The sequence below is a fragment of the Ralstonia sp. A12 genome (assembly GCF_000801955.1).
Taxonomy (GTDB): domain Bacteria; phylum Pseudomonadota; class Gammaproteobacteria; order Burkholderiales; family Burkholderiaceae; genus Ralstonia.
The window spans coordinates 229,537-255,651 of the sequence record NZ_JSZO01000003.1 but is presented as its reverse complement, the minus strand read 5'-3'; the positions used below and the strand labels follow the sequence as shown (position 1 = coordinate 255,651).

Sequence of the window (26,115 nt, the reverse complement as noted above, 5' to 3'; positions counted from 1 at the left end):
TCGGGCGCGCCTTTCTTTTGCTTACTTTCTTTGGCAAGACAAAGAAAAGTGAGTCGTGCCCGGCAGGGTACGAAACAGGGATGGACCACCAAGGCCCAAATAAACAGCAGCGCAACCTTACTGCAACATAAAAGTCTCGTACTCCAACCGATCCAACTTCCGATCCAGAATCACCAGACTCGCCATCACCACCAGCAACAGCGACACGGCAAACCCATACCCATACCAAGCCGGCCCCAGCTGCAACGTGATCCACGTCAGCACGCCGTTAAGCACAACAAACGCCGCCGTCAGCCCCAGCACCACACGCCGCCGGTCTAGGTAGAAGAAGATATTCAGCACGCCAAGAAACACCACCTGCAAGCTCGCAGCAATGGTGTCGACATACAGCAGCGGCAGATACAGCTCGGAAATATGCAACACCCGCAACACCGAAGCGCCCACGGCAAACAGCACCAGCGCAGCCATGGCCTGAATCTTCACAATCTCGTACAGGCCCGCGCGGATGGTCTGCACCATCGTGTTGCGCATGTCTTCGATGTGCTCCAGCGACGCCCCGCCCCGCACAGCGTCGTAGAACGCGTCGTAGTACTCGACAAAGTCCGTCTCGATGCGCACCAGGAACACAGCCATGCCGGGGATGATCCCCAGGTACGCCAGGAACACCGGAATGTCATAGATGACCGACGCATGCAGCGGCCCGATCACCTGTTGCCCTGTGCCCGGCGCATACCAGAACATGAACTTGTCGAGCCAGATGCCGAGGTTGTACAGCAGCCCGATCAGCATGAGCGACGGATACGCAAACCGCTTGTCGAACACCTCGAACGACAGGAAGCGCCGTCCGCTGAAGTTGCGGTAGATAAGCCCTGCCATGCCGATCAGCAGACACAGCTGCCCCAGCACGAAGCCCAGCAACAGCCCCTCCAGCCCCACCCGGTTGAACAGCAGCGCCAGCAGCACCGTGAGCGTGTAGCCGATCAGGAAGATCCACACGATCGCCTTGTACTGCTTCATGCCCGACAGGAAGATCACCGCGATCCAGATGTTGGCCATGACCACGAAGCCGGCCAGCATCAGCACTCGGTAGATGGCCGACTGCTGGGGAAACGCAAACAGGATGACGATGAGCCCCAAGCCACCCGCCACCAGCGTCATCACGAGCGACACGGCGTGGTAGTTGGGCAGGACAAGGTCGTCGCGCTTCTCGAACAGGCGGTCAGACGTGAAACGCGTGAAGGCGAGCTGCAGCGGCCCGGTCAATATCAGGCTGACCGCAATCAGGTAGGTGACCGACACCTGGAACTGCGTGATGAGCGAGCCGGGAATCACGAACGGCAGGCTCAGGATACCGATCAGCAGAATCCCGACGATGGAGAGAATCCACGGCCCGGAGCTGATGATGCCGGCGTAGGTGTAGGCGCGCAGCAGCCCGAGCAGGCTGTCGCGCTTGAGCATCTTGCGCAGCTCAAAACCGATGCCTGCCATCAGCGCGCTCCCTGCTGTTGGGCGTGATGCGGACAGGCAGCTGCTGCAGCCTTGCCGGCGGACTCGGTGCTCAGGTCCGGCAGCGCGCGCAGGCGGTCATACAGCTCGCGATAGCTGCCGACCATCATCTCCTGCGTGTAGTAGCGCTCCACACGGGCGATGCCGGCAGCCTGTGCCGCATGCCAACGTGATTCGTCGCTCAAGAGCGTCAGCACTTCGGCTGCAAGCGCGGCCGGGTCGGCAATGCGCACCACGGCGCCGGCGGCACCCAATGCGGCATCGTCGCCCTCCAGGCCGAACAGCAACTGCCGGCACGACCCCACATCGGTGGTGACCGAAGGCACGCCCGCGGCAAACCCTTCCAACACCACCAGCGGCAGCGCCTCGCTGATGGAGCTCAGCACCAGCACGCCCACCTTGGGCAGGATGTCATCGATCTTCTGGAAGCCGAGGAACTTGATGCGGTCACCCAGGCCCAGGCTTTCGGCCAGGCTGTGACATTCCTGCGCGTACTCCGGGTCTTCGTCTTCCGGGCCGGCGATCCAGCCCTCCGCATCGGGCATCTCGCGCGTGATGGTCAGCATGGCGCGGATGAAGGTCTTCACGTCCTTGATGGGCACCACCCGGCCGATCAGGCACATCACGCGCGGCACGCGGGCCGTACGCTTGTCGCGCAGCGCGGCCAGGCGCGGCAGGTTGATGCCGTTGGGGATGCTGCGCGTCTTCTCAGCCGGCGCGCCATCGATCACCTGCCGCAACCGGTTGCCCTCGTACAGCGCGGTGATCTCTTCTGCGGCGTCGTAGCAGACGCGGCCCATGGTCTCGAAGAAGCGCACCCACAGGTCACGGAAGTAGCTGATCTGCGCGATGTCCTTCTCGAAGATGCTGCGGTTGTCGCGGATCCACTGGCTCTGGAACAGGTCGATCTTGCGTTCCTTGGTGTAGATGCCGTGCTCTGACACCAGCAGCGGCCGCCCGCGCTTGTAGCGCAGCAGCGCGCCCAGGAAGCCCGCATAGCCGGTCGAGATGGTGTGGAACACCTTCACCGGGATGAGGTTCTCGGCAATGCGCACGAGCTGCCAGAGCGGCTTGTGCATGATGCGCACGGTCCAGAAGTAGTCCGTGAATGACGGGTCGGTGCAGTAGCGCCGGTAGTAGTCCGTCATCATGTCCCACGCGCGGTGGCTGTAGAGGAACTGCTCCTCCGCCAGTGGGCCATCGTCGCGCAGATCAGCGATGGACGCGCGGATCAGGTCGGCTGTCTCTTCCTTGTGCGCGGGGTTGCGCAGTGCTTCGTGCAGCTTGCGCGAGCGCTCGAAGGCCGCCGCGTCACCGCCGCTGGCCTGCACCAGGGGCGGCGCCGGAAAGTCGTACAGGTAGTGACACTCCACGTGCACCACGTTGTCGGGGATGGCGTAGACGGGCTTGCCGTAGTCCTCCCGGCGGCTGCCGATGAAGACGACGGCAAAGCGGATGTCCGGAAACGCCCGGATCATCTGGTTGACCCAGCTCGACACCCCGCCGCTCACGTAGGGGAATGTCCCTTCGAGCAGCAGCGCGACGTCGGCGGACTGGGCGCGTGGAAATTGGTCGCTCATGATGTCCAGTAGCGCAGCAGCGGACGCAGCAATGGCAGCGGCGAGCGGTTGGAGAATTGCGCCAGGGCCGCCCGTGCGCCGGTGTAGTCACCGCGCAGGTAGCAGGCCTCGGCCAACGGCGGCAGCAGGCGGTCACGCGGAAAGCCAAGCCGCTCGGCTTCGCGCAGGTGCGACTCGGCCACGTCGGGCTCACGGCGCGACAGGGCCAGCCGGCCGCGCATGTACCACAGCGCGGCGTTGTCGGGCTGGATGGCCAGCGCGGCACTGGCGTAGCGTTCGACCTGCTCGGCGGTATAGCGGTACACGTCGCCCTGCACAAGGTTTTGGTAGATCAACTCCCAGTACAGGTCGGCCAGGCGCTTGTTGATGTCGTAGCGGACCTCGGGCGTGGTGGCTTCTTCCAGGCGCGGCAGCTCGGCCAGGATCTTCTGCATCAACACCTTCTCGGCGTTGTCGAGCATGCCGTACGCCAGCAGGCGGATGTCGTCCACGGGGTCAGCCAGCAGGTCGCGCAACACCGGGCTGGCAGTGCGCGTGGGCATCGATTGCATGGCCACCAGTGCGGTCATGCGGCTCTGCACCGGCGCACGTTCGTTGCTGAGCTGCGCACGCAGCCGCGCCCCGCCACCGTGCGTCACGCGCGAGATCAGGTGCGCGACAAATACCGGCAAGCCCACATCGGCGATGTCCTTGTCGTCTTCCGGCTTGGGGAACAGCTTGCCGAGCAGCAGACTGCCCAGCACCAGCAGGCAACCCGCCACCGGCACAAAGAAGCACAGCGCAACCAGGTAGCCGTACGTCCAGACAAACGGCACGCGATAGCGGCGCGGCAACAGGCGCCAGGCGGCCAGTCCGATCAGCGCGGCGGCGGTACCCTGCAGCAGCAGGCACGACAGCAGCAGCGCCAGGCTGTTGCCGGCATGCAGCACCATTACCACGGCTGCAATCTGGGCCGAGATGCCGCTGAGCGTGAGCTTGAACATGGTCGCGCGCCCTCGCTTCAGCCGTCCAGGTGGCAGCGCGCGAGGAAGCGCATCAGCGCCTCGCCCGGGTGCTCGCCCGTCACGTGCAGCGTCTGCACTGCGATGTGCGACTGCTCGAAATCGACACCAAACTGCGCGCGCAGGCTGTCTTCAATGCGCACGAGGTAGGCCGACACGGCACCCGCACCGGAGAGCGGCATCAACGTGATGAGGGCGCGGCGGGCGCGGCCGCGCGCCTGCCAGACCACGTCCAGCGCACGGCGGCTTCGTACGACCTGCTCGAACAGCGCATCGCTGGCCTCGTCCTGATCAAAGATGAGCGCCACCACCGACGAGTCGATACCGGTATCACGGTGCAGGCGTGCCAGGCGGCCGAGGTCGAGCGCAAAGTCGTAGGGCGCATCGGGCACGAGGTCGAGAATCTCGGAGCTGACGGTGAGGTGGCGCACGCCATCGGCGTAGTAGCCGAGCAACACCAGCAGGAACTGCAAGTTCTCGTATGAGAGCGACAGGAACGGCATCTGCTGCACGACCACAATGCCGATCAGTTCGTCAGCACCTGACAGCACGGGCGCACAGGCCACGTAGCGCGAGCTGCCTTCATGGCGCAGCTCGGGCGCTTGCGGGTGGCCAAGCGTGTGAGTGTCGATGCAATGGCGGATCAGCGGGTCGTCGGCAACGATGTCGAACGGCGTGCCGACGCGGGCCACCGGTTTGGTGTCGACCCGGTTGCCAGTCACGCGCACCATGGCGGCCACTTCCAGCTGGCAGGCCTGCGCCGTCCATTGCAGGAACTGCACGGCGCCTGGCAGTTGCGCCACGTCGGGCTGGTTGGTGCCATCGCTGTGCTCGCGCGCAGCCAGTGCCAGGTTGCGCAGTTGCGTAAGCGTGTCGCGCAGCGTGGTCGGCTTGGCCAGCAGGTCGTTCTCCAGCCGCTCGTGTGAAAGGCGCAGCAGGAAGTGGTTCTTGGTGAGCGCAGCCAGCCGGTCGTTCAGATAGCCGTTGACGGTGCGCGCACGCGAGAGCCGCGCGCCCCAGATGTCACCGAACTGCCCGCCGATCAGCACGAACATCAGCCCACCCAGAAAGTACATACGCGGGAAGGCACCCGCCGCGGCCGTCTGGCCATAGAACGTCCACCACGCGCCCAGCACCACCAGCGCGGCAGCCGCACCCAGCAGCGTGCCGTAGCGCAGCGCCAGGATGAGCGGCACCAGCCAGATCCACGGGAAGCCGTAGCCAAGCAGCAGCGGGTTGTCCGGCACGAACAGCCAGACGATGCCGATGGCGGCAATCGTGGCACCCAGCGTTTCCAGCACCGCGCTGGGGCTCGACACGGCCGGCGCGATCAGCCGCCCGTACCACGACGATGCGCCGATGCCCTGTGCATTGCGCCGACGATCACGCCCGCGCGCCTCGGCTGCGGCGGACTGCGCGCTCTGCCGCGTACCCTGCGCCGCTTCGGTTTTCATCAGCCTCGGCCCAGCGGCGAGAGCAACTCGCGCAGCAGCTTCTGCGCCACGGCGGAAACGGCATCTCGGCTCCAGCCGGTGCGGCTGCCGGCGGCGCTCCAGATCACGTTGCCGCTCTGCACATCGATCACCTGCAGCGTGATGCCGACGGCGGGCTCGCCATCCACACCCACCTTGTAGCGCCACTCATCCACGGCGCCGGTCAGGGCATAGCGAGCCTTCTCACCGCGCGCCCAATCCAATGCGCGGGCCACGGCCTCGCGCTCGGCCGGCTCGAACAGCGACTCACTGTTCAGGTTGGCCGGATACTGCTTGAGGTTGGTAAAACCGCGCGCCTTCAGAATGCTGGTGGCGATGGTCTCGGCACGCAGCCCGGCCTGCGGCGTTTCGGTGTAGTTGACGATGGGCAGCACAACCCATGCGTCAGACGCGCTGGTTGCCGGTGCGCGGCCGCTGTCGACCACGGCACACGCGGACAGCGCAAGCGCCATGCCAACGCCCGCAGCGGTGGCCAGCCAGCGGCGGCGGCCGGCCTTCATCTTGTCGAGCAAGGGTGTCATCGCTTTCTCCTGGATGCTTCCGTTGTTCTTCATGCTGTTCATTCCCCGTTCTGCTTGTTCGTCTTGTGTTCGTCGCTTGTGCGTCGCTTGTACGTCAGTAAAGCCAGCGGTATCGCAGGCCGATTTCCGTCAGCGGCGATGTGCCCGACCGCGTGATCGATTGGTGTTCGATGTACAGCGCCAGATGGTCGTTGCCGAATACGCTGCCCGCCACCCCAAGCTGTGCCTGCACGCCCCACCCTTCGCGATTGTCGTGCAGCATGCCGACATCCATGAACGGCCGCCAGGCACGGGTGTAGCGATCCAGATAGTCCGTGCCGAAGCCGAACAGCATGCCGAATTGAGAAAACGAGCGCGGCATGATCTGGTTAACGTCAGGCGTACCGTCACCTGGCAGCAGGCGCGCCATCAGGGGGCTGACCGTGCCCGATGCGTTGTAGCGCGCCACCGTGCCGACCACGCGAATGGTGTAGTCAGGATATTCCACGCGGAAGCGGTGGCCGATCTCGCCGTCGAACACCATGCCGCTGCCCAGGAACGAGCGGTCTTGTCCGTAGAAGCGGTCACCTTCCACTCGGGCGCGCACGTATTCGTTCTGCGTCAGGCGCCAGTTGTTGCCGATCGAGAACAGATCCTTCACACCGCCTATACGCAATTGCGGCGTCTCGTTGGCGGGTTGGTTGCGGCCGATCGACAGCTCGGTGCCCAGCGGCCCGACCTGCCCAAGCAGCCCATCCAGCCGGAACGCATAGAACGACGCCAGCCCCTCACGCCAGCCCACGGTGCCCTTCCACTGCGTGTTCTGCGTCTGGTACTGCGAGATCCAGTCCACCTTGCGGTCCTGCGCGGGCACGCCGGTCAACTGCGTATCGTCGGTCGAGCGCTGGTTCCGCTGGGTGGCGCGCACCAGCATGCTGTAGTGGTCAGTCAGGCGCATACCGGCCGCGGCGCTGGTCTCGAAGTATGTGAGCGGCGCCTGCTTGAACCACGTCTCGCGCGGCTCCAGCGCCTGTGCGTTGGTCAGCAGCGTCTCCTGCACGCGCTCGTGGAGCTGCTCGTCGTCCGGCGCGGTGGTCAGGCCTTCAAACGACAGACGCTGCGCCTCGCCCAGGCGGTCCGTCATCACGTTGGCGTCGATGCGGTTGTAGAGCGGAATGCGGTCAGGCGTGTCGTCCAGCAGGCGGTTGAGCGTCTGCAGGTCGCGCTCGGCCAGGGCGATGGAGATCTCAGCATAGGCCGGACGCGTCATGCGGCGCGTGTATTGCTGCAGCAGCCACGCACGCGCCAGATCATTCGCTTCCTGCGACAGCGCCCAGCCCAGCGCGGCCTCCTTGGCCACGGCGGAGACCAGCTGATCGCTCACGCGCGCCCGCTTGCGCTTGTCGGCGAGGGTTTCCGGCGGCTCGGGCGGCAGTGTATCGATATCGCCCAGCTCGGATTTGTCCATGGCCGAGCGACCACCTTCGCGCGCCTGCTTCGTGGCACGACGGTCATCGCGCAGCAACTCGATCAGCAGGCGCTGCGACAGGTCGCCCGACCCGAACGTTTGCGCCAGCGAAACGCGTCGGGCGCGCAATTCGGTACGGGCATCTTCTTCCAGAGGCACGGCATCATCGTCGCCCACCGTCACGCGCGTGCCGACACGACGACCTGCAGGTGCCTTGGCCTTGCCACCCCCGGTCTTGTCTTCAGCACGCCACAACAGCCACCACGCCTCGCGGCGCAAAGCCCAGGCAGCATCGGCCTGACCGGCCATCTCGCGCGCATCGGCATAGGCCAGCAGCCAGAGCGGATCGGTCTGCATCGATTTGCCCTGGCGGCCCAGGAAGCGCAGCGCGAGGTTGGCGTCGAACAGTTGCAGGCCGGCTGCAGCGTAGGCGCCCCAGTAGGCAGAATCGTTCTCGGCCTCACCGCGCCACAGGGCCAGCGCGCGCTTGAGTTCGGCATTCTGGCCTGAGTCGAGCAGGCCCCAGAGGAAGGCGGCCTTCACGTCGCTGCCGGCATCGGGCAGTGAGACGGCACGGCGCAGGTCGCGCATGGCGGCATCCCACTGGCCGCTCTGGCGGAGGTACTCGGCACGCGCGCCCAGCACGCCGGCGGATTGCTCGGCGGCCTTGCGCTGCTCCGGCGTGAGCGAGGCCAGCAGCCCTTCGATGCGGTGGAAGGCACGCGCCCGTGTGTAGTAGTAGATGGCCTGCTGCAGATGGACCATCGTGCCGTCCTTGCGGAAGGCGAGTTCAGACAGGCGGCCGGCGTCGATGGGGCTGGCGTCGTAGAAGTCGATCATCGACGTCAGGTCGTCAGGCTCGGCCTTGCCGCCGATCAGCAACTGGCGATAGGCCTCGCGCGCCAGATCGTCGCGCTGATTCAGGCGGGCGAGCTGGGCGAAGGTGCGCCAGTAGAGATCGTCTGTGGGGGCGGCAGCCTTGGCAGCAGCCTGCATGGCAGCGAGCGCCTGTTCGAACTGCCCGCGCACGTACAGCATGTTCGCCAGCTTGAGCGCGTATTGCGCATTGGGGCCGAATTCCGTCTGCAAGCGCACGTAGGTGTCATAGGCCTGATCGTCCTTGCCAGCGCGCTCGGCCAGATTGGCATAGCGCTCCAGCACCGCCTGCCGGTGTGCGCCACGCGCGATGCTGTTCAGATACGCCAGCCCTTCCACCGGCTCGCCCAGCCGCTCATACGCGGCAATGATCTGGTCGAGCAGCTTCATGTCGCCGGGCTGGCGGCTGGCTTGGTAGCGCAGGCCGGCCAGATAGGCGTGGTCTTCGTTGAGTGCGGGCGCCAGGCGCAGCACGTGCTGCCAGGCGGCATCGTCGCCGGTGGATTGCGCGTACGACAGCCAGTAGTTCAACGCGACCATCGGCTGGCGGTTCCACTCGGCCACCTGGGCGGCACGCTCGGTCCAGATCTTCAGGTCGGGGCGCTGGCGCACGGCGGCCTCGGCCACGCGCATGGCGTCGTTCAGGTTGCCGCTGCCCATGAAAACCTGGAATGCGAGATCGTAGTCCTCCGCATTGAACGGTGCAATGCCGCGCACGATGGCCTGGGCGCCCTTCGGCTGCGAAGACGATGCGGCATCGTCGGCCTTGTCCGCCACGTGGCGGATGCGCGCGGCATGGCGCTGTCGACGCGCCAGCCCTTCCGGGCCGTCCATGAACACGACGTCGGACGGACTCGGCAGCGGCTCGGGCCGGCCGGCAAATGCCCAGTCATGGCGTGCGGCGCCTGCCGCCCGGGCGATGCCCTCGCTCGCCTGGCGCCACGACAGGTGCAGCAGGCGGCGTGCGTACTGGTCTGCCAGATCGGGGCGGTTGCACGCCTGCGCCAGGCGCGTGAGGAAGCGCAGCGTTTCGGTATCGTCGATCAGCGGACCGACGCGGCGTTGCGCCTCGGCCATGGCATCGTCGAGCAGGTTGCCGCCCTGCAGCGCCTTCAAGCCGGCGATGAAGTAGCGGCGCTGCTCATCAATCGACTTGGCGGCATCCAGCGCAGCAAAGTTGGCGGCGGCGGCGGCACGGTATTCGCCCACACCCAGCGCAATCTCGGCCGTGCGCGCCTGCCATTGCGCGGCGCGAGCCACGTCCTGCTTGGCCAAGCGCTGATAGAACTGCATGGCCATCGCGCCCTGGTCCAGACCGCGGGATTTGGCCGCAAGCATCTCCAGCTCAGCCGCAGTCCAGCGGTAACCCAGGGCTTGCTTGAGCAGACCACGCAGATCAACCAGCATGGCGGCGCGCTGCGGATCATTCGGTTGCAGTGCATAGGCACGCTGCTCGCGGATGGCGATATCGAGCAGCAGCGCTTCGCGGTCGAGCGACTTGTCGTGCAGCGCGCGCATGCGGGCGACCATCGCTTCGGCTTCCTCCAGGCGGCCGGTGCGTACGTACTGGGCGGCCAGCACGCTGAGGAATTCCCCATCGTTCGGGCGCACGCGCAGCCAGGCTTCCAGGTAGGCGACCGACAGCGCATCGACCTTGCCGCCCGCGTTGGTCCCGTCAAGCAGGCGTGCCTCCAGACGCTCGCGCGGGAACATCAAGGCGAGCGCCAGCCCGATCAGCGCACCAAGCGTGCCGATCAGCCAGGCGGGCAGTAGCCGTTCACGCGGAGTCAGGTCAGCAGACCACATCGACACGTTGGTAAGTCACGGTTTGAGCAGCAGCTCCAGTCAGGTCGACGCGCACGGTGTTGTCCTGTGCGCGGGCGGTGCGGGCGGGATTGCCGTTGACCTTCACGCGGCAGGCGCCGGCGTTGGCCAGACGAACGAACGGCTTGTAATAGCCACCCGCCTCGAAACTCAACGCGTTACCGTTTCGTGCGAAATCGCGCACGAAGGCAGCGGCTTCCGCAATGTACGCGGGCTTGGCCGATTCTGCCCCGGGTGCGACGGTAAAACGCGCAGCACCATCATCGAGGTGGATATAGATGCCGCCGGCCGCCTGGTCATAGCCGACCACGCCCTGTGCGTCGGCCATGCGCGGCGTGCCGGGCGCCATCCAGCGCAGTTCGCGCAGGTCGCCATCGCCGCGCACGACCCAGGTGTTGCCGTCATCGACATCGCGGGCGATGGCCATGTTGCGGAAATCCAGCACCTTGACCACGTACTCGGTGGAATAGATCGGGAACACCGGCTGCGACAGCGCGTAGTCGTAGACCTTCTTCAAGGCCTTGAGCGACGCAAGCTTGGTGCCCGAATACATGTGGTAGTAGATGTTGATGGGCTTGAAGCGGTACGGCGTGTCGGTCATCTGCAGCGTTTCAATCAGGCGATCGAAACCGTAGAAAGGCCCCGTCCAGTCATTGGTATAGACGTTTTCGTTCTGGTTGGGCGCAAACACCTGGTAGGCACCCGGACCCTTGTCGATGCCAAGCGGCGCGATCTCCGTCCACGACGGCGAGCTGCGCGTGATGGTGGTATCGCCACCGTTGATGTTGAGCACGCCTGCGTCCCAGGTCATGCGCACAGCAATTTCGGGCGGCTGGCAGTCACCCGACCATTGCAGAATCTTCACGCGCTTGCCCGGCGGTGCCAGACGCTCGTTGATGTAGTTGATGGAGCCCGAGATCTCGCGGTCGAGGCTGAACTTGTAGCCGGGAATGGAGAGCGCGAAGGCCGTGTCGCCGCCGCCCTTGTCAGCACCCGGGCCTTCCTTGGCCCGATCGCCCGGCACCGTGCGACTCCAGTCAAACGGGTGCGAATAGGTGTGCGTGCCCAGCTCGACGTACGGCAGCGCAAACATCTTGCGGGCAACCGCCTCCAGGCGCGGCGTCAGCTTGGGATACAGGCCGGTGGAGCCCACCTCCCCTTCGATGACCGACAGCGTGGTGGGGATGCGGTACTTGTCCCACACGTCCTGCAGCAGCACCTCGCCCGAGTACTCAGGACCGGGAAACTCGGCGCGCGACGCGAAGCCGTCACCGTCCACGTGTACCAGCATGAGGCGGCGGCCGTTCTCGGAAGTCACGTCAGGGATCGGCATGTCGGGCAGCGCCAGCGCGCGCCGCAGAAATTCGATCGGCTGCACCACCCAGCGCGCCTGCTCGACGGTGTCCATCGAGAACACCGCATACGGATTCAGCACATAGCCGCCCCAATCGGTAATGGCGGCGGCATCAAACTCGAAGTTGCCCGACTTCAGGCGCAGCAGCGACTGCCCATGCTCGCCCACCTGAATCGGCTGAGCCTCGCGACGCTCCGGCTGCGGCGCCATCTCGAAGCCCATCATCTTGTCTTGCGACACCACCGACAACGGCCCGGTGGCACGCCCACGCACGAGTTGCAGCTTGAACATGTCAGCCATGCTGCCGTCCACCGGCAAGCCGAACTGGTTCATGAAAGCGATGTGCACACCATCCTGAATACGCTGCCGCACCCACGACGACAGCGCTGCCACCTGCTTGACCGGGCTGGTGTTCACCCACACCACCACGCCGGCATAGCGATCGGGCGATACGGATGCGGGCAGCGGCTTGTTGATGTCGGCGTATTCAACGTCGTAACCGAGAAAGTTGAGCGGCGTGGCCACAAAGCGCACGCCCTCGCTGGTGTCGATGGTGGCGCGCGGATCTCGGTCCTGCAGGATCAGGATCTTGCGCGGCAGCACCTCGATGCGCCCCACGCCAATGGTCGACAGATCCGGATCGGTCACGTACGGCACCAGACCTTGCGCCTTGATGCGCTTGGCCGTCTCTCGCGCGCAGGCACGGTCGGCCGGCGGGCAATAGTCGATGGCGATCACGGGCAGGTGGTACTCGTCGCGAATCTTGCGCACCTGGCCCATCAGCCATTCGCGGTCTGCGTCGCTGACCTCCTTGTACTGCTTGCTGCCCTGGTCCCAACCGCGATACAGCGACTCAAACGCCACCGCATACGCCTGGTCATGCACCTGCGGCAGGATCTCAAACCCGCGATTGAAGATCAGCTTGGCATCCGGATAGCGCGCCTTGATCGCGCGAATCGTGCGCACCATGCCGGCCTCTTGCGCCTCACGCGCGGCGTCATCCTTGGCGACCAGCTGGTACGAGTCGAGCGTATCGAGGAAGAAGCCGCGGTAGCCCTTGTCCCACAGCGGCTTGATGACGTGATCGACATAGAAGGCCGGCCATTCGGGCTGGGCCTGGTCCACCACGCGCGACGCCCATGCCGCGTTGCGGCCGGACAACCAGGCCTTGGGCAAGTCCTTGTACCAGCTACGCTCGGGCGTGACCTCGCCCACGCTCACATAGGCGTACCACTGGGTCTTGGGGGTCTTGAACTGTGATGGATCGAAGCCGTGGTCCGGCTCGATGACGACCGCGTCGAAGGCGCGCAACTGCGCCACGGGCGGCTTGTCACCGTAGTACCACGCGATGTTCGGCGCACTGGCCGAGACCGAAGGTGTCACCCCTGACGCACCGGACCCGGTGGTGGCAGGCGCCTGTTGTGCAAGCGTCACACAAGGCATCGACACGATGGCTGCCGCAAACCACGCTGCCAACCGTCCGACCGTCCCTGCCGTATTCCCCCGTTTCCCCCCGGTGCGCCGCTGTATGCGGCTGAGAACCCACATGACCTACCACTCCTATGCAACTGTGTGCACACAACTGCATGCCCACACTGGGCCGATCTGCGCCGGCACTGAGATAGCGGCGCCGATACTTGCGCCAAATGGAACACTTGGAACACTTGCCGTTTCTCCGGATTGCCGCCTGCAAACGCAGGCCCCGTAAGGCAAACCGGGACAATATGTTCCCAGGCTGCAAGTATCACCCATGGTGTGGGTACGCGGCAAACCACTTTTCGATGGCTGCGCGCCACACCAGGGCATAGACAATTGTTTAACGTACGCCTAAGCACGCATGATTCGCGCTGCGGTTTGACAAAGCGATCCCGGCTGCACCATGATCGTTCGCAGCCACATTCCGAGCGGCCTTGCAGCGCAACGGCGCGCCCGCCCCGCCACCATGTCCGCCTTCATCCTTGTCGCGCTCATCCTGATCAGCGCCTTCTTTTCTGCTTCCGAGATCGCGCTCACAGCCTCGCGTCGCACCCGCCTGCAAACACTGAGCGACGACGGCGATACCCGCGCCCTGCGCGTGCTGCAGCTCAAGGACACGCCGGGCAACTTCTTTACCGTGGTGCAGATCGGCGTGAATGCGGTGGCCATCCTTGCCGGTGTCATCGGTGACAGCCAGATCTCGGGGCCGCTCGCAACGTGGCTGGGCGACTGGCTGCCGACTGCCCGTGCCGAGCGCATCGCCAGCATCGCCGGTTTCATGATCGTGACGGGGCTCTTCATTCTGTTTGCCGACCTGCTGCCCAAGCGCCTGGCGGTGCTCTACCCCGAGCGCTGCGCGCTGGGCGTCATCGGCCCGATCCAGACCTGCCTGCGTGTGCTGCGGCCGGTGGTTTGGCTATTCAACGGCGCGGCCGATCTGTTTCTGAAGCTGTTTGGCGTGCCCACGCACCGTGTTGAGCAGATCACCACGGAAGACATCACCGCTATGGTGGGCGCCGGCGCCGAAGCCGGCGTGCTGCGCAAGCACGAGCTGGCCGTGATCGAGAACGTGTTCGAGCTGGAATCGCGCACCGTCACCTCGGTCATGACCGTGCGCGACGAGGTTGTCTACTTCACGACCGACGAGCCGCTGGAGTCGATCAAGATGAAGATCATCGCCCAGCCGCATGCGGAATACCTCGTCTGCCGCGACGACATCGACTCGGTGCTCGGCTTCATCGCCTCGAAGGACATCCTGAAGCAGATCCTGTCGGAGGAACCCTCCACTGTGATCAGCGACTTGGCCAAGCACTTCGACAAGAACCTGCTGGTGCTGCCCGACACGCTCAACCTGTCGCAGGCGCTCACGCGCTTTCGCGAGATGCACCAGAGCTTTGGCGCGGTGGTCAACGAGTATGGGCTGGTGGTGGGGGTGGTCACGCTTGACGACATCGTCGGCGCGGTGATGGGCGACATCCTCTACCTGGGCGAGGACGAGCAGATCGTGCGCCGTGACGATGGTTCCTGCCTGGTGGATGGCGTCACGCCCATCGGCGACGTCAAGCGTGCATTCGACCTGGATGACCTGCCCGGCGAGCACCACATCGAAACCATTGCCGGGCTCGTCATCTACGCGCTCAAGCGCATCCCCAAGAAGAGCGAAAGCGTCGACATCGGGCCCCTGCACATCGAGGTGCTCGACATCGACAACCACCGCATCGATCAGTTGCTGGTGTCGCGGCGCATCGATCCGCCTGCCTCACCAGCGCCCTCCTCGGCGTCGTGAGCGGCAAACACTTCCTTGGCGGCAAACATGCCGTTGAGCGCCGCCGGAAAGCCCGCGTATAGCGCCATCTGCAGGATCGTCTCGGTAATTTCCTTGCGTGTGAGCCCCACGTTGAGCCCGGCAGCGATATGCACCTTCAGCTGCGGTGCCGCGTTGCCCAGCGCCGTGAGCGCGGCAATGGTGGCGATTTCACGCTCACGCAGCGTCAGGCCGGGGCGGCTATAGACATCGCCAAAACCGAATTCAACGACGTAGCGGCCAAGGTCGGGTGAAATGTCGGCCAAGGCCTCGACCACGCGCTCGCCGGCCACATCATCAACTTCCTTGAGCTTTTGCCAGCCCCGAGCGTAGCGGTCGTCCTGCAGGTTGGCGTGGCTTGCGGCTTGCGGTGCGGCTTGTGCGATCAGGGTCATGTGCATCCTCGTTCGATTGACGTTTCGGCTGGTGTTTCGATTTGGGAGATGAGGAAGCGGAACCCTGCGCGCTTTCTGCGGCGGCAATCCGGGCCCGGATGCCGTCGTAGTTGACGAGCTTCTCACGCAGCACGGCCAGTGTTTCGGCCCGTGCACGCTGCTCCGCCTCCAGCGCCGCGGCATGCAATTCCAGCAAGCGTTGGCGCGCCGACACACTCTCCAGACTGTCGCCCTGCCGCCGCAGCGCTGCGTACTGCAGCATCTGTGCAATCGGCATGCCGGTATCGCGCAGGCGCAGCAGGAACGCGAGCCACGTCATGTCTTCCGCACGGAAGACGCGGTGGCCGTTATCGCGGCGCTGCACGCTGTCGAGCAGGCCGATGCGCTCGTAGTAGCGCAGCGTATGTGCCGACAGGCCAGTGGCCTCTGCAACCTGGGCGATGGTCAGGAAAGTGTTCATGAACGGAGCTTAGAAGTTAGAGCGCACTCTAAGTCAAGCGACTTTAGCGTGATTCTTTTCCGCCCGCACAAAACAAAACGCCGACCCTCTTTCGAGGGCCGGCGCCTTGGTGTGCAGAAAAACCGGGAAACCGGTTAGCCGCCCTTGCCGAACTCGCTCGGGCTCGCCACCTTCGGGCGGTGGTCGCGCTTCTTTTTCTTCTTGTGGTGGTGTGCCTTCTTGTGGCCTTCGGCCGGAGCCGAGGCGGCAGGCGCCGGAGCAGCAGCAGGCGCGGCCGGAGCAGCCGGTGCCGCAGGAGCGGTGGCCTGCGCAAATGCGCCGGCACTGAAGACTGCAGCCACGAGGGCAGCCAGGAGCTTGTTCATCGTGTTGTCCTTATGAATAAACGGAGATGCGGCGCGCCCGGAAACCGGGGTGAGACGTGACCCGATATGTCTCCGCCACTGCCATTCAACGCGCGACCCCGTCATCGGGATGACTCGCGCATCACCGCGCAGTGTGGTGCAGGCGCCGGCCAATGTCCACCGGAAGCCTGACGATACGTCGATACACACATCGCGGCTTTGATGACACTCAACACAAATTGACAAACGTTGCATGACATGACTTCTACAGTGTTACGCGCGCTTACATCGTGGGAAAAACGCTTACAAACAGCGGTACACGCACTCACGATGTGGAGCGTTTTTGGAGGCATGGATCGCACATGGGACGAGATCCATGTATCTGGAGTCCCGCAATATCCTCAAGGAGTTTCACCATGAAAGTCGCTCAATCCCTGGCCGCTCTGATCGTTGCTGGTGCCTTTGCCGCCCCCGTGTTCGCAGCTGGCACCGCGTCCGCACCGGCTGCTGCTCCCGCACCGGCCCCGGCCGCTGCGGCGACTGCCACCGATGCCGCTTCCGCCCCGAAGGCTGAAGCCAAGCACGAAATGAAGAAGCATCACGCGCACAAGAAGGCCGCCCACAAGAAGGCTGAAGCCAAGTCGGACATGAAGGCCGACGCCGCTTCGGCACCGAAGGCCGCTGAACCCGCCAAGCAATAAGGCGACAAGCGCGATGAAGAACGCCGGGGATTCCCCGGCGTTTTTTTATGCCTGATCGGGACCGGCGCCCTGCTCCCGCACCGGTCCCGCCATCACATCAACGCAGATGCGGCAGACGCTGCGTGCCTTCGATCTGCACGGCCTGCAGTTCATGCGGCTTGAGGCCCAATACGCTGAGGATGGTCGGTGCGATCTGATTGGTGTCGACATGCTCGTCCACCACGTCGGAGCCGATGCCTGCGCCCCACACCACGATCGGCACGTGGCGGTTCTCAGGACGGAAGCCGCCATGCTCGGCAATCTTCGACAGCTTGCTGCCGGCCCACACCGTGCCCTGCTGCGCGATGCCGACCACATCCGGATAGCGGTCATCGCGGGGCTTCACGCCGAAGAAGTCGGCCACTTCCTCACCCACCACGAAGCGACTGGCCCCCGCCTGGGTGAACGGCTTGGCAACAGCGTTGCCGGCAGCGTCCGAACCCACGCCCGTGCCCGAGTAGCCGAGCAGGAACTGCTTGGTGAACTGCAGCGCAGCCGGCGAGCGGTCGTTCAGCCACAGCAGGATGCCGTCGTCGTCCATCGCGTGCGCGACGAGGTGCGGCTTGGTCGCGTCCTTGCAGGTGGCGGCGTACTTCTCCCACGCGCAGTTGAGCGCGTCGATCATGTTGCCGTCGTTGACGATGGTGAGGTCCGCACGGCTATTGGGCGATTGGCCATGCTTGGCCGACACGATCACGACCGTGTTGGCGGGGTCGACGGACTTGACCAGCTCGCCCAGCTTGCTGTCGACGAAGGTGAGCGCGCTCTGCAGCACCGGGCCCGGCACCGTGCCGTTGTTGGTGTAGCCACCCAGACCGCCCGCTACCTTGTTGGCGGTGTTGGACGGATCCGGGTAGTAGGCCGACTTGTTCAGCTTCTGCGCAGTCGACACGGCCTGGAAGTTCATGCCCAGGATGGCGGGCACGCCCGGCGTGCCGTTACCGGCGTGGTCGTGGCCCTTGAGCCAGTTCAGCACGGCCAGCACCTTGAAGCTGTCGTAGCGCTGGGTGTCGGTGTTGTCTTTGGTCCAGTCGGGACCGGGGCCGGCGGGCAGCGACGGGTCGGTCACCGAGCTGTTGATCTCGGGAGCGAACAAGTCGTCGATACCCTGCCCGCTCGGACCGTTGAGGATTTCATAGGCAGCGTGCTTGTCTGACCAGGCCGTGCGCAGGCCGTGCTTGCGAGCGACTTCAAACACGGTGTTCACCTTCAGGTACTGGTGCGGATACACCGGCGCGCACGTGACGGGCGACACCGGCAAGAAGGCCGGATCGATCAGGTCCTGCGCGTGGCCGGTCAACTGCGAGATCTTCGACAGATCGGCATAGAGGCCCGGGATGCCCTGACCGCTGTCGAGGCGGTTCAAATCCTTGGCGATGACCTCAGCGTAGAACACTTCGGCGCCCGGCTTGGTGGTGTGACAGTTGGCCACCGTAGTACCGGCGGGCAGCAGGCTGCGGCTGTACGCGTCATCGTAGTAGATGCCGGTGGTCTTGGGGTTGCCGCCGGTCACTTGGCCGACCATGCCGGGGAACGAGTCGGACGGGAACGGCGTGCGGGCATTGCGATAGCTCACGCCCTGATGCACGAGGCGTGCGAGCGTGGAGCCCGGATGGTTGCCGACATACCAGTCGAGGTCGTTCTGGTGCAGACCATCAACGGAGATCAGCAGGACATGCTTGGCGTGCGCGTGGTGCGCATCATCGTCATCGGCGTACACATGCGCAGACAGGCCGCATGCGAGCGTGGAGAGCACAGCAAGCGCGAGGTGTTTCTTGGGGGACACGGGATTCTCCTCTGGGTTACCGCCATGAGGCGGCCCCGTCACGCTATGCCCCGTGTATGTCTGTGCGGCGACCCGCGCATGTCGCCCCCGTGACAAATGTAACGCGCCCTCCACCGCCCGGTTGAGCCAACGTTTGCACTGTCATCGGCCGTACGGATGATTCCTCTAGAATGGCGTGCCCAGCGCTTTTTCCTCGACCTCAACCCGCTTGCTTCCATGTTCTCTTCGCGTGCCCTGCCTCGCTTCGCGCTTGCCTGCCTGCTGGCCTTGCCCCTGTTCGGCGGGTCAATCGCCACGGCACAGACCACGCCCGCGGCCGGCGCCGAACCCAGCGACTGGAGCATCGCCGTCGGCCCGTCCATCTATGTGGCACCGAAATATCCGGGCGCAAAGTCGAGCTTCGTGTTCCCGTGGATCGATCAGGAAATCGAATACAAGCACCGGTATTTCTCAAAGGGCATGGATTTCCTGGGTGTCTACCTTGCCAACGACGACACATGGCAGGTGGGCGGCAACTTCCAGTTCGATCCGACCTGGCGCCATGCACATGACGACGCGCGCCTGAATGGTCTCGGCAACGTCAACGCCACGGTGCGTGCCAAGGCGTTCGCGCAATACACCGTGTCGTTCCTGACGCTTTCCACCGATGCCGAGCAGGACATCCTGGGCAACCGCCAAGGCCTGATCGCCAATGCCGACGTGTACGCCAGCGCCCCGCTTGGCCGCTGGCTCTTCAGCCTCGGTACTGGCGTGTCGTGGACCAACGGCCAATACATGCGCACCTTCTTCGGCGTGGATGGCAACCAAAGCGCGGCATCCGGTCTGCCGACGTTCGCCACGCACGCCGGTGTGCGCGACGTCCACTTCAATGCCATCGTCACCTGCAAGCTTGACGACCGCTGGACCGCCAACGGCTCGCTCACAGTCGCACGCCTGCGCGGTGATGCCGCGGACAGCCCGATCACGCAGCGCCGCCAACAGACCACGGGCATGGCATCGCTCACGTACCGCTTCCGTTAAACCTGCTGCGCGTGTTTCCAAGGAGCCACGCATGACCTTCGACCCGTCTTCGTTGAAAGCGCTGTGCTTTGATGTGCAGGGCACACTGGTGGACTTCACGACGCCGCTCATCGAGGCCGGCGAAACCTTGGGTGCGCAGCGCGGGTTCGTCGCCGATTGGCCGGAAGTCATTGCACGTTGGCGCGCCGGCTACCGCGCCGGGATGGACGCGTTCCTGGCCGGAAAGCGCGGTTGGATTTCCACCGACACGATCTATCGTGAAGCGTTGGACGCGCTGCTGCACGACTACCCATGGGCGCAGCACGTCAGTGCGGAAGACCGCGACGCGCTCAATGCGACCTGGAGCCGGCTGCGCCCATGGCCGGATACCCAGCGCGGCCTCAGCCGATTGCGCTTGCGCTATCTGACGGCGGCGCTATCGAACGGCAGCATGGCTTCGGTGATCCGGATTGCGCGATACGGTGCGCTGCCCTTCGACGTCATCCTCACGGGCGAACTCGTGCAGTCGTTCAAGCCCGACCCAAAGGTCTATGCCCTCGCCGTCCGTTCGCTAGGTGTGGCACCCGACGAAATCATGATGGTCGCATCACACAAGTACGATCTGGTGGCGGCCCGTGCGCAGGGTTTTCGGACGGCATTCATCGCGCGGCCGCTGGAGTTCGGGCCGGGCGCTGCCGTTGATGTCACGCCAGATCCGACGTTCGACTGTAACGTGACTGACATGGAAGCGCTCGCAAACCGGCTTGGCGCCTAGCGTAATCGGTTGCATTGGCACCAAGTCTGCCGTGGCAGCCGCTTCGGCGCGAGACAAACACCTATCAGACCAGAACGCCAGCCGCACGCCTCTCCCCCAAAAGGACCATGCCTCCTTTTAGCAACACGCGGGTTTGCAATCGCCCTCAACCGTTGTGAATTTTTTTGGTAGTCTGTTTTGCAAGCAGACGATCGCTTTCCGATCAACGCGCGCGGGCAGCGACCGATGTCTTCAAACAAGTGGATGAACACTTGCAAGACAGGAGGGCTTCACCATGTTGCGATGGATTGCACACTTGGCCATGAGCCATGCTCCCACTCCCGAGAAGCAAGCAGAGCGCGCATTGAGCGAGCTTCGCATGGAGCTGTATCAAGCAGAACAGCGCGTGCTCGATGCGCAGATGCATGCGGATTACTACCGCGCGCGGATCACGTTCCTGGAAGACGTCGTCAAGAAAGGCATTGAGCGGGTCTCCGACCAGCGCAAGGGCAAACAGGAAAGCGCCCACGCACTGCGCGCGGGGCTCAAGTTCACTGCCGAGTTGTGGCGCGAATCGCAAGCGCGCGAATCGCACGTGCTCAAGCGTCGCACAGCGATGTCATTCATCGACCCGCACGACGCACAGGCCGACGAGTCGCACACGCCGAAGATCCACCACTTCTCCAAGATTCCCGTGGATGCGCAGTTCGACGATAACGTGAGTGCGCTGCCGTCCAAGCACGCCACCGCCGAGAAGCTGTAGCACGCGAGCTGGCCGGCGATGGCAACACGCAGCGGCAGCCCCTCGGATACGTAGCCACGTTCTGCTCCGACCGCCTACGGCGCCGCCATCGACACGCCGTACTGCGCAAAGATGCGCTGCAACTCGCCGCTGGCGCGCAGCGCATTGAGCGCGTTCTCCAGCGCCTGCGCCAGCTCGCGCTGATCCGCCTTGACTGCCATCCCGATAGCCCACCCGCGCGCAGGCAGCAACGGCGACTGCAGTTCGGTGGCCACATAACGCGTGGCGGACTGGTTCTGCGCCTTCAGCACGCTTTCGTACTGCGCGCGCGTCACCATTGCTGCGGCAATTTCACCAGAGAACAGCGCGTGCAGAGCCCCGTTGGCCTCGGGGTAAATCTTCACCTTGTCGCGCAGGGCGCCGTGAGCACCTGAGAGCAACGCACTCGCAGCGCCTGTCCCCTGCTCGGCACCGGTCATCTGGCCCGCAAGGTCTTCAAAACTGCTGACCTTGGAGACACGCTCTCTGTCATAGACCAGCACATAGGCTTCGCGAAGATAGGGCGCGAAGATCAGCACCTGGTCGTTCTGGCGGACGAAGTTCGGGTCCACCGGCACATGCAGCATGACGTCAGCCGGGCCATACCCGAGGTAGTGGCCGCGCCAGACCATATTGCGCAGATCGCCCGACATGCCGTCGTCGTCGGCATCAAATGGCAGCAGCGAGGCGGACAACCCCATCTGCTTGCTGAGCGCATTCGCCAGCGCAACATCGATACCGGTGAATTGGCCACCGGCATTGTCGGAGAACGGCGGCAGACCCTTGTACAGCGCAACCTTCAGGGCACCGCTTTGGCGGATCTTCGCCATGTCGGCATGCGCCGGTGCGGCCGTCACCAGAATGGCTGCCGCAGCAAACAGAAGGCTGGCAAGGCGGTGGAAAACCGGCGCCATGACCAACCGAAAACGGGCGTTCATGAAAAATCTCCTGGCGGATAAAGAGTGAACCGATGCAGCCGGAGGCGTGGGCGACATCGGCTCGCAAAACTGCTGACAGCAGCAGGCCGACCCACTTACTCCTGTACGCGGCGTGATTCGAGATAGGTCTTGATGGCCCAGACGGCTTCCTGGCTCAAGATACCTTCGAACGGCGGCATGTAGACCCGGCCATCGCGCGTGCGGCCCGTGCGGACGGTGTGGCTCATGTACTGGGATATCTCAGCAAAGCACGCATCCTGCTTCTTCCCGACGGGCATCGACATGCAGTCGGTATCGAGCTTGCGCAGGTCGGGCGCAATCCCGCCGGAGATAGCTTCCAGCCCATGGCAGCGCGCGCAGTTCTGAGCATAGGCCGACGTACCGATGCGCAGCGCCTCATCATGGTCCTTGCCCGGCGCGCGGTATGGATTGTCCTGACGCCAATCGGCCCCGAGTTGGGGTAAGGTGTGCGTGTCCACGGCCTGCGGCGTGACATCGCCGTGCGCGGTTGCGGTTGCGGGCAATCCCCCGGCCAGAAGTGCGCAGACAGAAAGCAGCGCGAACAAATTGCGTGGCGTGTTCAAGAGTGTCTCCTTGGTGTCGTTGAAACGATTTTTGGAGGCATTTCTGCAAGAGCCATACCAAGGCGCAAACCTGCCGGCAAACCACGGGAACATCCGCAACGCAGCACCAGGGCCCCGGGGACACGGGCTGACACAGGTGCTCAGGAATGCAACACCCTGGCAAGCGTCTTGCTTCATGGCGCAACACTTCCGGTTCGCGCATTGACGATAGCGGCCCGGGCGACCCGCACACAGATTGCGGGCGAGTTTAAGGAGACCCACCATGAACCCTCACACGGCAGCCGGCCCGCGTGCCCCCGAGAGCACACCCGCCACGCTCGGTGATGCGCCGAACGATCAGCCCGAACTGATCGCGCAATCCCACCAGCGTTCGAAGTCCTATGGCTTGCGGCCCTATGAGTCGCCCGACTTCTGCCCGGTGCTGCAAAGCGAGCTGAAAACCGAGATCGAGCGCAGCCAGTCGCTGTTCACGCACGCGCTGCCGGTAATGGAGACGCTCTACAGCCAGATCGTCAACACGCAAAGCATGGTGATCCTGACCGACACATCGGGCCTGATCCTGCATTCACTGGGCGATGACGATTTCCTCGCTAAAGCCAGCAAGGTGGCCTTGCAGCCGGGCGCGTCGTGGTCGGAAGAGGCCCGGGGCACCAACGCCATCGGCACCGCGCTGGCTGATGGCAAGCCCACGCTGGTCCACGCGTCGGAGCACTATCTGGAAGCCAACCGGTTCCTCACCTGCTCCTGCGCGCCGATCCTGGACCCATACGGCGCTACAGTAGGCGCGCTCGACGTGACTGGCGACCACCGCGGCTTTCACAAGCACACCATGGCCCTGGTGCGCATGTCGGCGCAGATGATCGAGAACCACCTGTTCGCCAACACGTTCCAGGACGTGGTGTGCATCCACTTCCACTCACGCCCGGAATTCATCGGCACGCTGGTCGAGGGCATCGCGGCCTTTACGCCAGCGGGGCGCTTCCTGTCGGCCAATCGCAGCGGTGAATTCCAGCTCGGTCTGTCGATCCGGGCGCTGCATGCGCACACCTTCTCGTCGCTGTTTGGCCTGTCGATGTCGCAGCTGATCGATACGGAGCGCGGCGCGCCAGCCGGTATCGTGCAGTTGCAGCTGCCAAGCGGCGTGAAGGTGTTTGCGCGCGTCGAATGGAAACGGTCTGCCAACCGCATCGCCGGCCCCGCCATGGGCAGCGATATGCCTGGGGAGCGTGAGCCGGCATCGGCACGCCGGCACTACATCGAGCCGTCCAGACAACCCGCCGCGAGCCTGGAGGCACTGGACACCGGCGACGCCCAGATCAAGACCGTCATCGGCAAACTGCGCAAGGTCATCGGCAAGGACATCACCGTGATGGTGCTGGGCGAAACCGGCACCGGCAAGGAGCTGCTCGCACGCGCCATCCACGCTGACAGCCCGCGCCACGCCGGCCCCTTCATCGCCGTGAACTGCGCGTCGATTCCGGAAGCGCTGATCGAATCGGAGCTCTTCGGCTACGAAGAAGGCGCCTTTACCGGTGCTCGCAAGAAAGGCGGCATCGGCAAGATGGTGCTGGCCAATGGTGGCACGTTATTCCTCGACGAGATCGGCGACATGCCGCTGCATCTGCAGGCCCGCCTGCTGCGTGCCTTGCAGGAGCGCGCGGTGTCGCCGCTGGGTAGCAACAAGCTGATCCAGGTGGATGTGGCGGTGGTTTGCGCGACCCACCGCAACATGCGCGAGATGGTGGCCAGTGGGCAGTTTCGCGAAGACCTGTACTACCGCCTCAACGGCCTCGTCGTGCGCCTGCCCGCCTTGCGCGAGCGAAGCGACCTCGATGTGGTGGCCAACAAGCTGCTGCAACTCGAACAAGCTGACGCGCCGCCTATCAGCGAGGCCGTGATGCAGATGTTCCGCAGCTACCACTGGCCCGGCAACATCCGCCAACTCGGCAATCTGCTGCGCACGGCCCGATTGATGGCCGAAGACGCCCCAGAGATCACTGAAGACCACCTGCCCGACGATTTTCTTGAAGACTGGCAGGCACGGCATGGCGGCGACCAGCCTGCTCCGGATAGTGCGATGGCGGCAGACGCGCAACCTGTTGCCGTCACTGTCGGCAACGCCCAGCCCAAGCGGCTTGCCGACGTTGAAAGCATGACCATCCTGGCGGCGGTGAAGGCGCACAACGGCAACATCTCGGCCGCTGCAAAGGCGCTCGGCATTTCGCGCAACACCATTTACCGCAGGATCGACGAGGCCGGCGGCCTACCCTCAGACACCGACTGACCACGCTGACGCGCGAATCGCGGCGACCAGTGCCCGCGCCATCTCGCCCGCCGCCAGGTGCCCGCCTGGCACCCACACCAGCCGCGCTTGCGGTATCGCTGCAGACAGGCGCAGCGCGTTCTCCGGTCGGCAAACGTTGTCTTCCCGGCCATGCAGCAACGTCACGGGCAACCCTCGCCCGCCGATACGCGCAGCCGCTCTCAGCAAGGTGGATTTCCCCAGACCCGCCCGGCGATACAGGTAATGCGCCTGGAGCTGGTATTTGCGTACCAGGGCCATCTGCTGTGGCCACGTCAGTCGTCCAGCAGGCGACAATTTCAGCAAGCGGCGCTCTGCGCGCTGCCATGCTGTGGCGATGTTCAGTTTCTGAACAGTTGTACCAACCTGCAACATGTCTGTTGCAACGAGAAGGCGTCCGCGCGCGGCGGGAAAACCCTCACCTTGCCGATCGACGCGTCGCAACAGATCACGGCCAGCACCGCGCGCATTGAACAGCGCCTGCACATCATCGAAGCCGGTCAGGAAGGCGCCACGCAACACCAGCGCAGACACGGCATCGGGAAAGCGATCGGCATAGGCCAAGGCCAGCGCCGCGCCCCATGACCCGCCGACCAAGCCCCAGCGTTCGATGCCCAGCGTGGTACGCAATTGCTCCAGATCGGCCAGCAGCGCCGTCACCGTATTGCGCCGGCGGGTACCGGCCGGGCGCGAGCGCCCCGCGCCGCGCTGGTCCGGCAAGATGACGCGATGCCGCAGTGGATCGAACCATGTGGCCATCGAAGGCGAGCAGCCACTGCCCGGGCCGCCGTGCAGCACCAGCCACGGCTCGCCGCTGTCCGGCCCGCATTGCCGCATATGCACGACATGGCTGTCCGGCGTACGCAGGTCAAAGCACGTAGACGTGGCGGGCCAATCGGGTGTGGGCATGGATGTTGCCTTCATCGTGGGCGGCTGCGTTCGGCAGAACGCCTGCGCCAGCCGCGGAACAACACAGTGCATTCACTAACTATGCCAACCCTCAAGGAGGAGACATGAACTGGACGACGCCCGCTTATACCGAACTGCGACTGGGGTTCGAGATCACGATGTACATCGCCAACCGCTGATGCTGCGCGACTGAGCACACCAGGCTCGGCAAGCCCGCTGGTTCTTCACAGCGGGCTTTTTC

At 64.5% G+C, this 26,115-nt stretch carries 21 protein-coding genes; 7 read left to right on the top strand and 14 right to left on the bottom strand.

The genetic code is table 11. The annotated features are described in order from the left end of the window. Positions 1-117 precede the first annotated feature (117 nt). From pelG to PI87_RS07665, 7 genes are all read right to left on the bottom strand, one after another. The gene (pelG, locus tag PI87_RS07695; RefSeq protein ID WP_039597113.1) at positions 118-1,488 is read right to left on the bottom strand and encodes an exopolysaccharide Pel transporter PelG; all 1,371 of its coding nucleotides are present in this window, start codon (positions 1,486-1,488) and stop codon (positions 118-120) included. Then, a complete protein-coding gene (gene pelF / locus PI87_RS07690) occupies positions 1,488-3,086 on the bottom strand; it encodes a GT4 family glycosyltransferase PelF (protein WP_039597112.1) in 1,599 nt (532 codons plus the stop codon). The genes pelG and pelF overlap by 1 nt, the downstream gene beginning before the upstream one ends. After that, positions 3,083-4,069, bottom strand: a complete 987-nt coding sequence (locus PI87_RS07685; RefSeq protein WP_039597111.1) for a tetratricopeptide repeat protein — start codon at positions 4,067-4,069, stop codon at positions 3,083-3,085. Before PI87_RS07685 ends, pelF begins: the two co-directional genes overlap by 4 nt. A gap of 17 nt (positions 4,070-4,086) precedes the next feature. Continuing rightward, positions 4,087-5,541: a PelD GGDEF domain-containing protein gene (locus PI87_RS07680; protein ID WP_039597110.1), complete on the bottom strand. Its 1,455-nt coding sequence runs from the start codon at positions 5,539-5,541 to the stop codon at positions 4,087-4,089. Then, a complete protein-coding gene (locus PI87_RS07675; protein WP_039597133.1) occupies positions 5,541-6,101 on the bottom strand; it encodes a transporter in 561 nt (186 codons plus the stop codon). The genes PI87_RS07680 and PI87_RS07675 overlap by 1 nt, the downstream gene beginning before the upstream one ends. Positions 6,102-6,195: 94 nt before the next feature. Continuing rightward, positions 6,196-10,230: a tetratricopeptide repeat protein gene (locus PI87_RS07670; RefSeq protein ID WP_039597109.1), complete on the bottom strand. Its 4,035-nt coding sequence runs from the start codon at positions 10,228-10,230 to the stop codon at positions 6,196-6,198. Then, on the bottom strand, positions 10,217-13,045 hold the full coding sequence (locus tag PI87_RS07665) for a bifunctional glycoside hydrolase 114/ polysaccharide deacetylase family protein (RefSeq protein ID WP_052321444.1): 2,829 nt from the start codon (positions 13,043-13,045) through the stop codon (positions 10,217-10,219). The genes PI87_RS07670 and PI87_RS07665 overlap by 14 nt, the downstream gene beginning before the upstream one ends. A 499-nt stretch (positions 13,046-13,544) precedes the next feature. Between PI87_RS07665 and PI87_RS07660 the strand changes: the two genes are divergently transcribed. Further along, a complete protein-coding gene (locus tag PI87_RS07660; RefSeq protein WP_039597132.1) occupies positions 13,545-14,864 on the top strand; it encodes a hemolysin family protein in 1,320 nt (439 codons plus the stop codon). On the opposite strand, the gene PI87_RS07655 is transcribed toward PI87_RS07660, so the two are convergent. The 3 genes from PI87_RS07655 to PI87_RS07645 all read right to left on the bottom strand — a co-directional run bounded on the left by PI87_RS07655 (position 14,801) and on the right by PI87_RS07645 (position 16,102). Beyond that, entirely contained in the window at positions 14,801-15,277 is a 477-nt protein-coding gene (locus PI87_RS07655; protein WP_039597107.1) for a carboxymuconolactone decarboxylase family protein, read from the bottom strand. The two genes, PI87_RS07660 and PI87_RS07655, sit on opposite strands and share 64 nt — an antisense overlap. Continuing rightward, positions 15,180-15,737: a MerR family transcriptional regulator gene (locus PI87_RS07650; protein ID WP_039597106.1), complete on the bottom strand. Its 558-nt coding sequence runs from the start codon at positions 15,735-15,737 to the stop codon at positions 15,180-15,182. Before PI87_RS07650 ends, PI87_RS07655 begins: the two co-directional genes overlap by 98 nt. 134 nt (positions 15,738-15,871) lie before the next feature. Beyond that, positions 15,872-16,102: a hypothetical protein gene (locus PI87_RS07645; protein ID WP_039597105.1), complete on the bottom strand. Its 231-nt coding sequence runs from the start codon at positions 16,100-16,102 to the stop codon at positions 15,872-15,874. 395 nt (positions 16,103-16,497) lie between these two features. Between PI87_RS07645 and PI87_RS07640 the strand changes: the two genes are divergently transcribed. Beyond that, complete coding sequence (locus PI87_RS07640; RefSeq protein ID WP_039597104.1) at positions 16,498-16,782, top strand: hypothetical protein; 285 nt, start codon at positions 16,498-16,500, stop codon at positions 16,780-16,782. 97 nt (positions 16,783-16,879) lie between these two features. Here PI87_RS07640 and PI87_RS07635 read toward each other — a convergent pair whose 3' ends face one another. Further along, a complete protein-coding gene (locus tag PI87_RS07635; protein WP_039597103.1) occupies positions 16,880-18,607 on the bottom strand; it encodes an alkaline phosphatase family protein in 1,728 nt (575 codons plus the stop codon). Between the two features lie 216 nt (positions 18,608-18,823). Here PI87_RS07635 and PI87_RS07630 point away from each other — a divergent pair, with 216 nt between their 5' ends. From PI87_RS07630 to PI87_RS07620, 3 genes are all read left to right on the top strand, one after another. Continuing rightward, entirely contained in the window at positions 18,824-19,627 is an 804-nt protein-coding gene (locus tag PI87_RS07630; protein WP_039597131.1) for a MipA/OmpV family protein, read from the top strand. 31 nt (positions 19,628-19,658) lie between these two features. Beyond that, entirely contained in the window at positions 19,659-20,381 is a 723-nt protein-coding gene (locus PI87_RS07625; RefSeq protein WP_039597102.1) for a haloacid dehalogenase type II, read from the top strand. 358 nt (positions 20,382-20,739) lie between these two features. Beyond that, positions 20,740-21,123 carry a hypothetical protein gene (locus tag PI87_RS07620; protein WP_232313956.1) on the top strand — a complete coding sequence of 128 codons (384 nt, stop codon included), beginning with the start codon at positions 20,740-20,742 and terminating at the stop codon, positions 21,121-21,123. 74 nt (positions 21,124-21,197) lie between these two features. Here the strand turns inward: PI87_RS07620 and PI87_RS07615 are convergent, their stop codons facing one another. Both PI87_RS07615 and pedF read right to left on the bottom strand, forming a co-directional pair. Next, the gene (locus PI87_RS07615) at positions 21,198-22,079 is read right to left on the bottom strand and encodes a substrate-binding periplasmic protein (RefSeq protein WP_039597100.1); all 882 of its coding nucleotides are present in this window, start codon (positions 22,077-22,079) and stop codon (positions 21,198-21,200) included. Between the two features lie 95 nt (positions 22,080-22,174). Further along, complete coding sequence (gene pedF, locus PI87_RS07610) at positions 22,175-22,663, bottom strand: cytochrome c-550 PedF (RefSeq protein ID WP_039597099.1); 489 nt, start codon at positions 22,661-22,663, stop codon at positions 22,175-22,177. A gap of 262 nt (positions 22,664-22,925) precedes the next feature. Between pedF and PI87_RS07605 the strand changes: the two genes are divergently transcribed. Further along, positions 22,926-24,947: a sigma-54-dependent Fis family transcriptional regulator gene (locus PI87_RS07605; RefSeq protein WP_039597098.1), complete on the top strand. Its 2,022-nt coding sequence runs from the start codon at positions 22,926-22,928 to the stop codon at positions 24,945-24,947. Here PI87_RS07605 and PI87_RS07600 read toward each other — a convergent pair. After that, positions 24,933-25,874, bottom strand: a complete 942-nt coding sequence (locus PI87_RS07600; RefSeq protein ID WP_039597097.1) for an alpha/beta fold hydrolase — start codon at positions 25,872-25,874, stop codon at positions 24,933-24,935. The genes PI87_RS07605 and PI87_RS07600 overlap by 15 nt on opposite strands. A 104-nt stretch (positions 25,875-25,978) precedes the next feature. Here PI87_RS07600 and pqqA point away from each other — a divergent pair, with 104 nt between their 5' ends. Continuing rightward, positions 25,979-26,053: a pyrroloquinoline quinone precursor peptide PqqA gene (pqqA, locus tag PI87_RS28455; RefSeq protein ID WP_009277446.1), complete on the top strand. Its 75-nt coding sequence runs from the start codon at positions 25,979-25,981 to the stop codon at positions 26,051-26,053. Positions 26,054-26,115 lie beyond the last annotated feature (62 nt).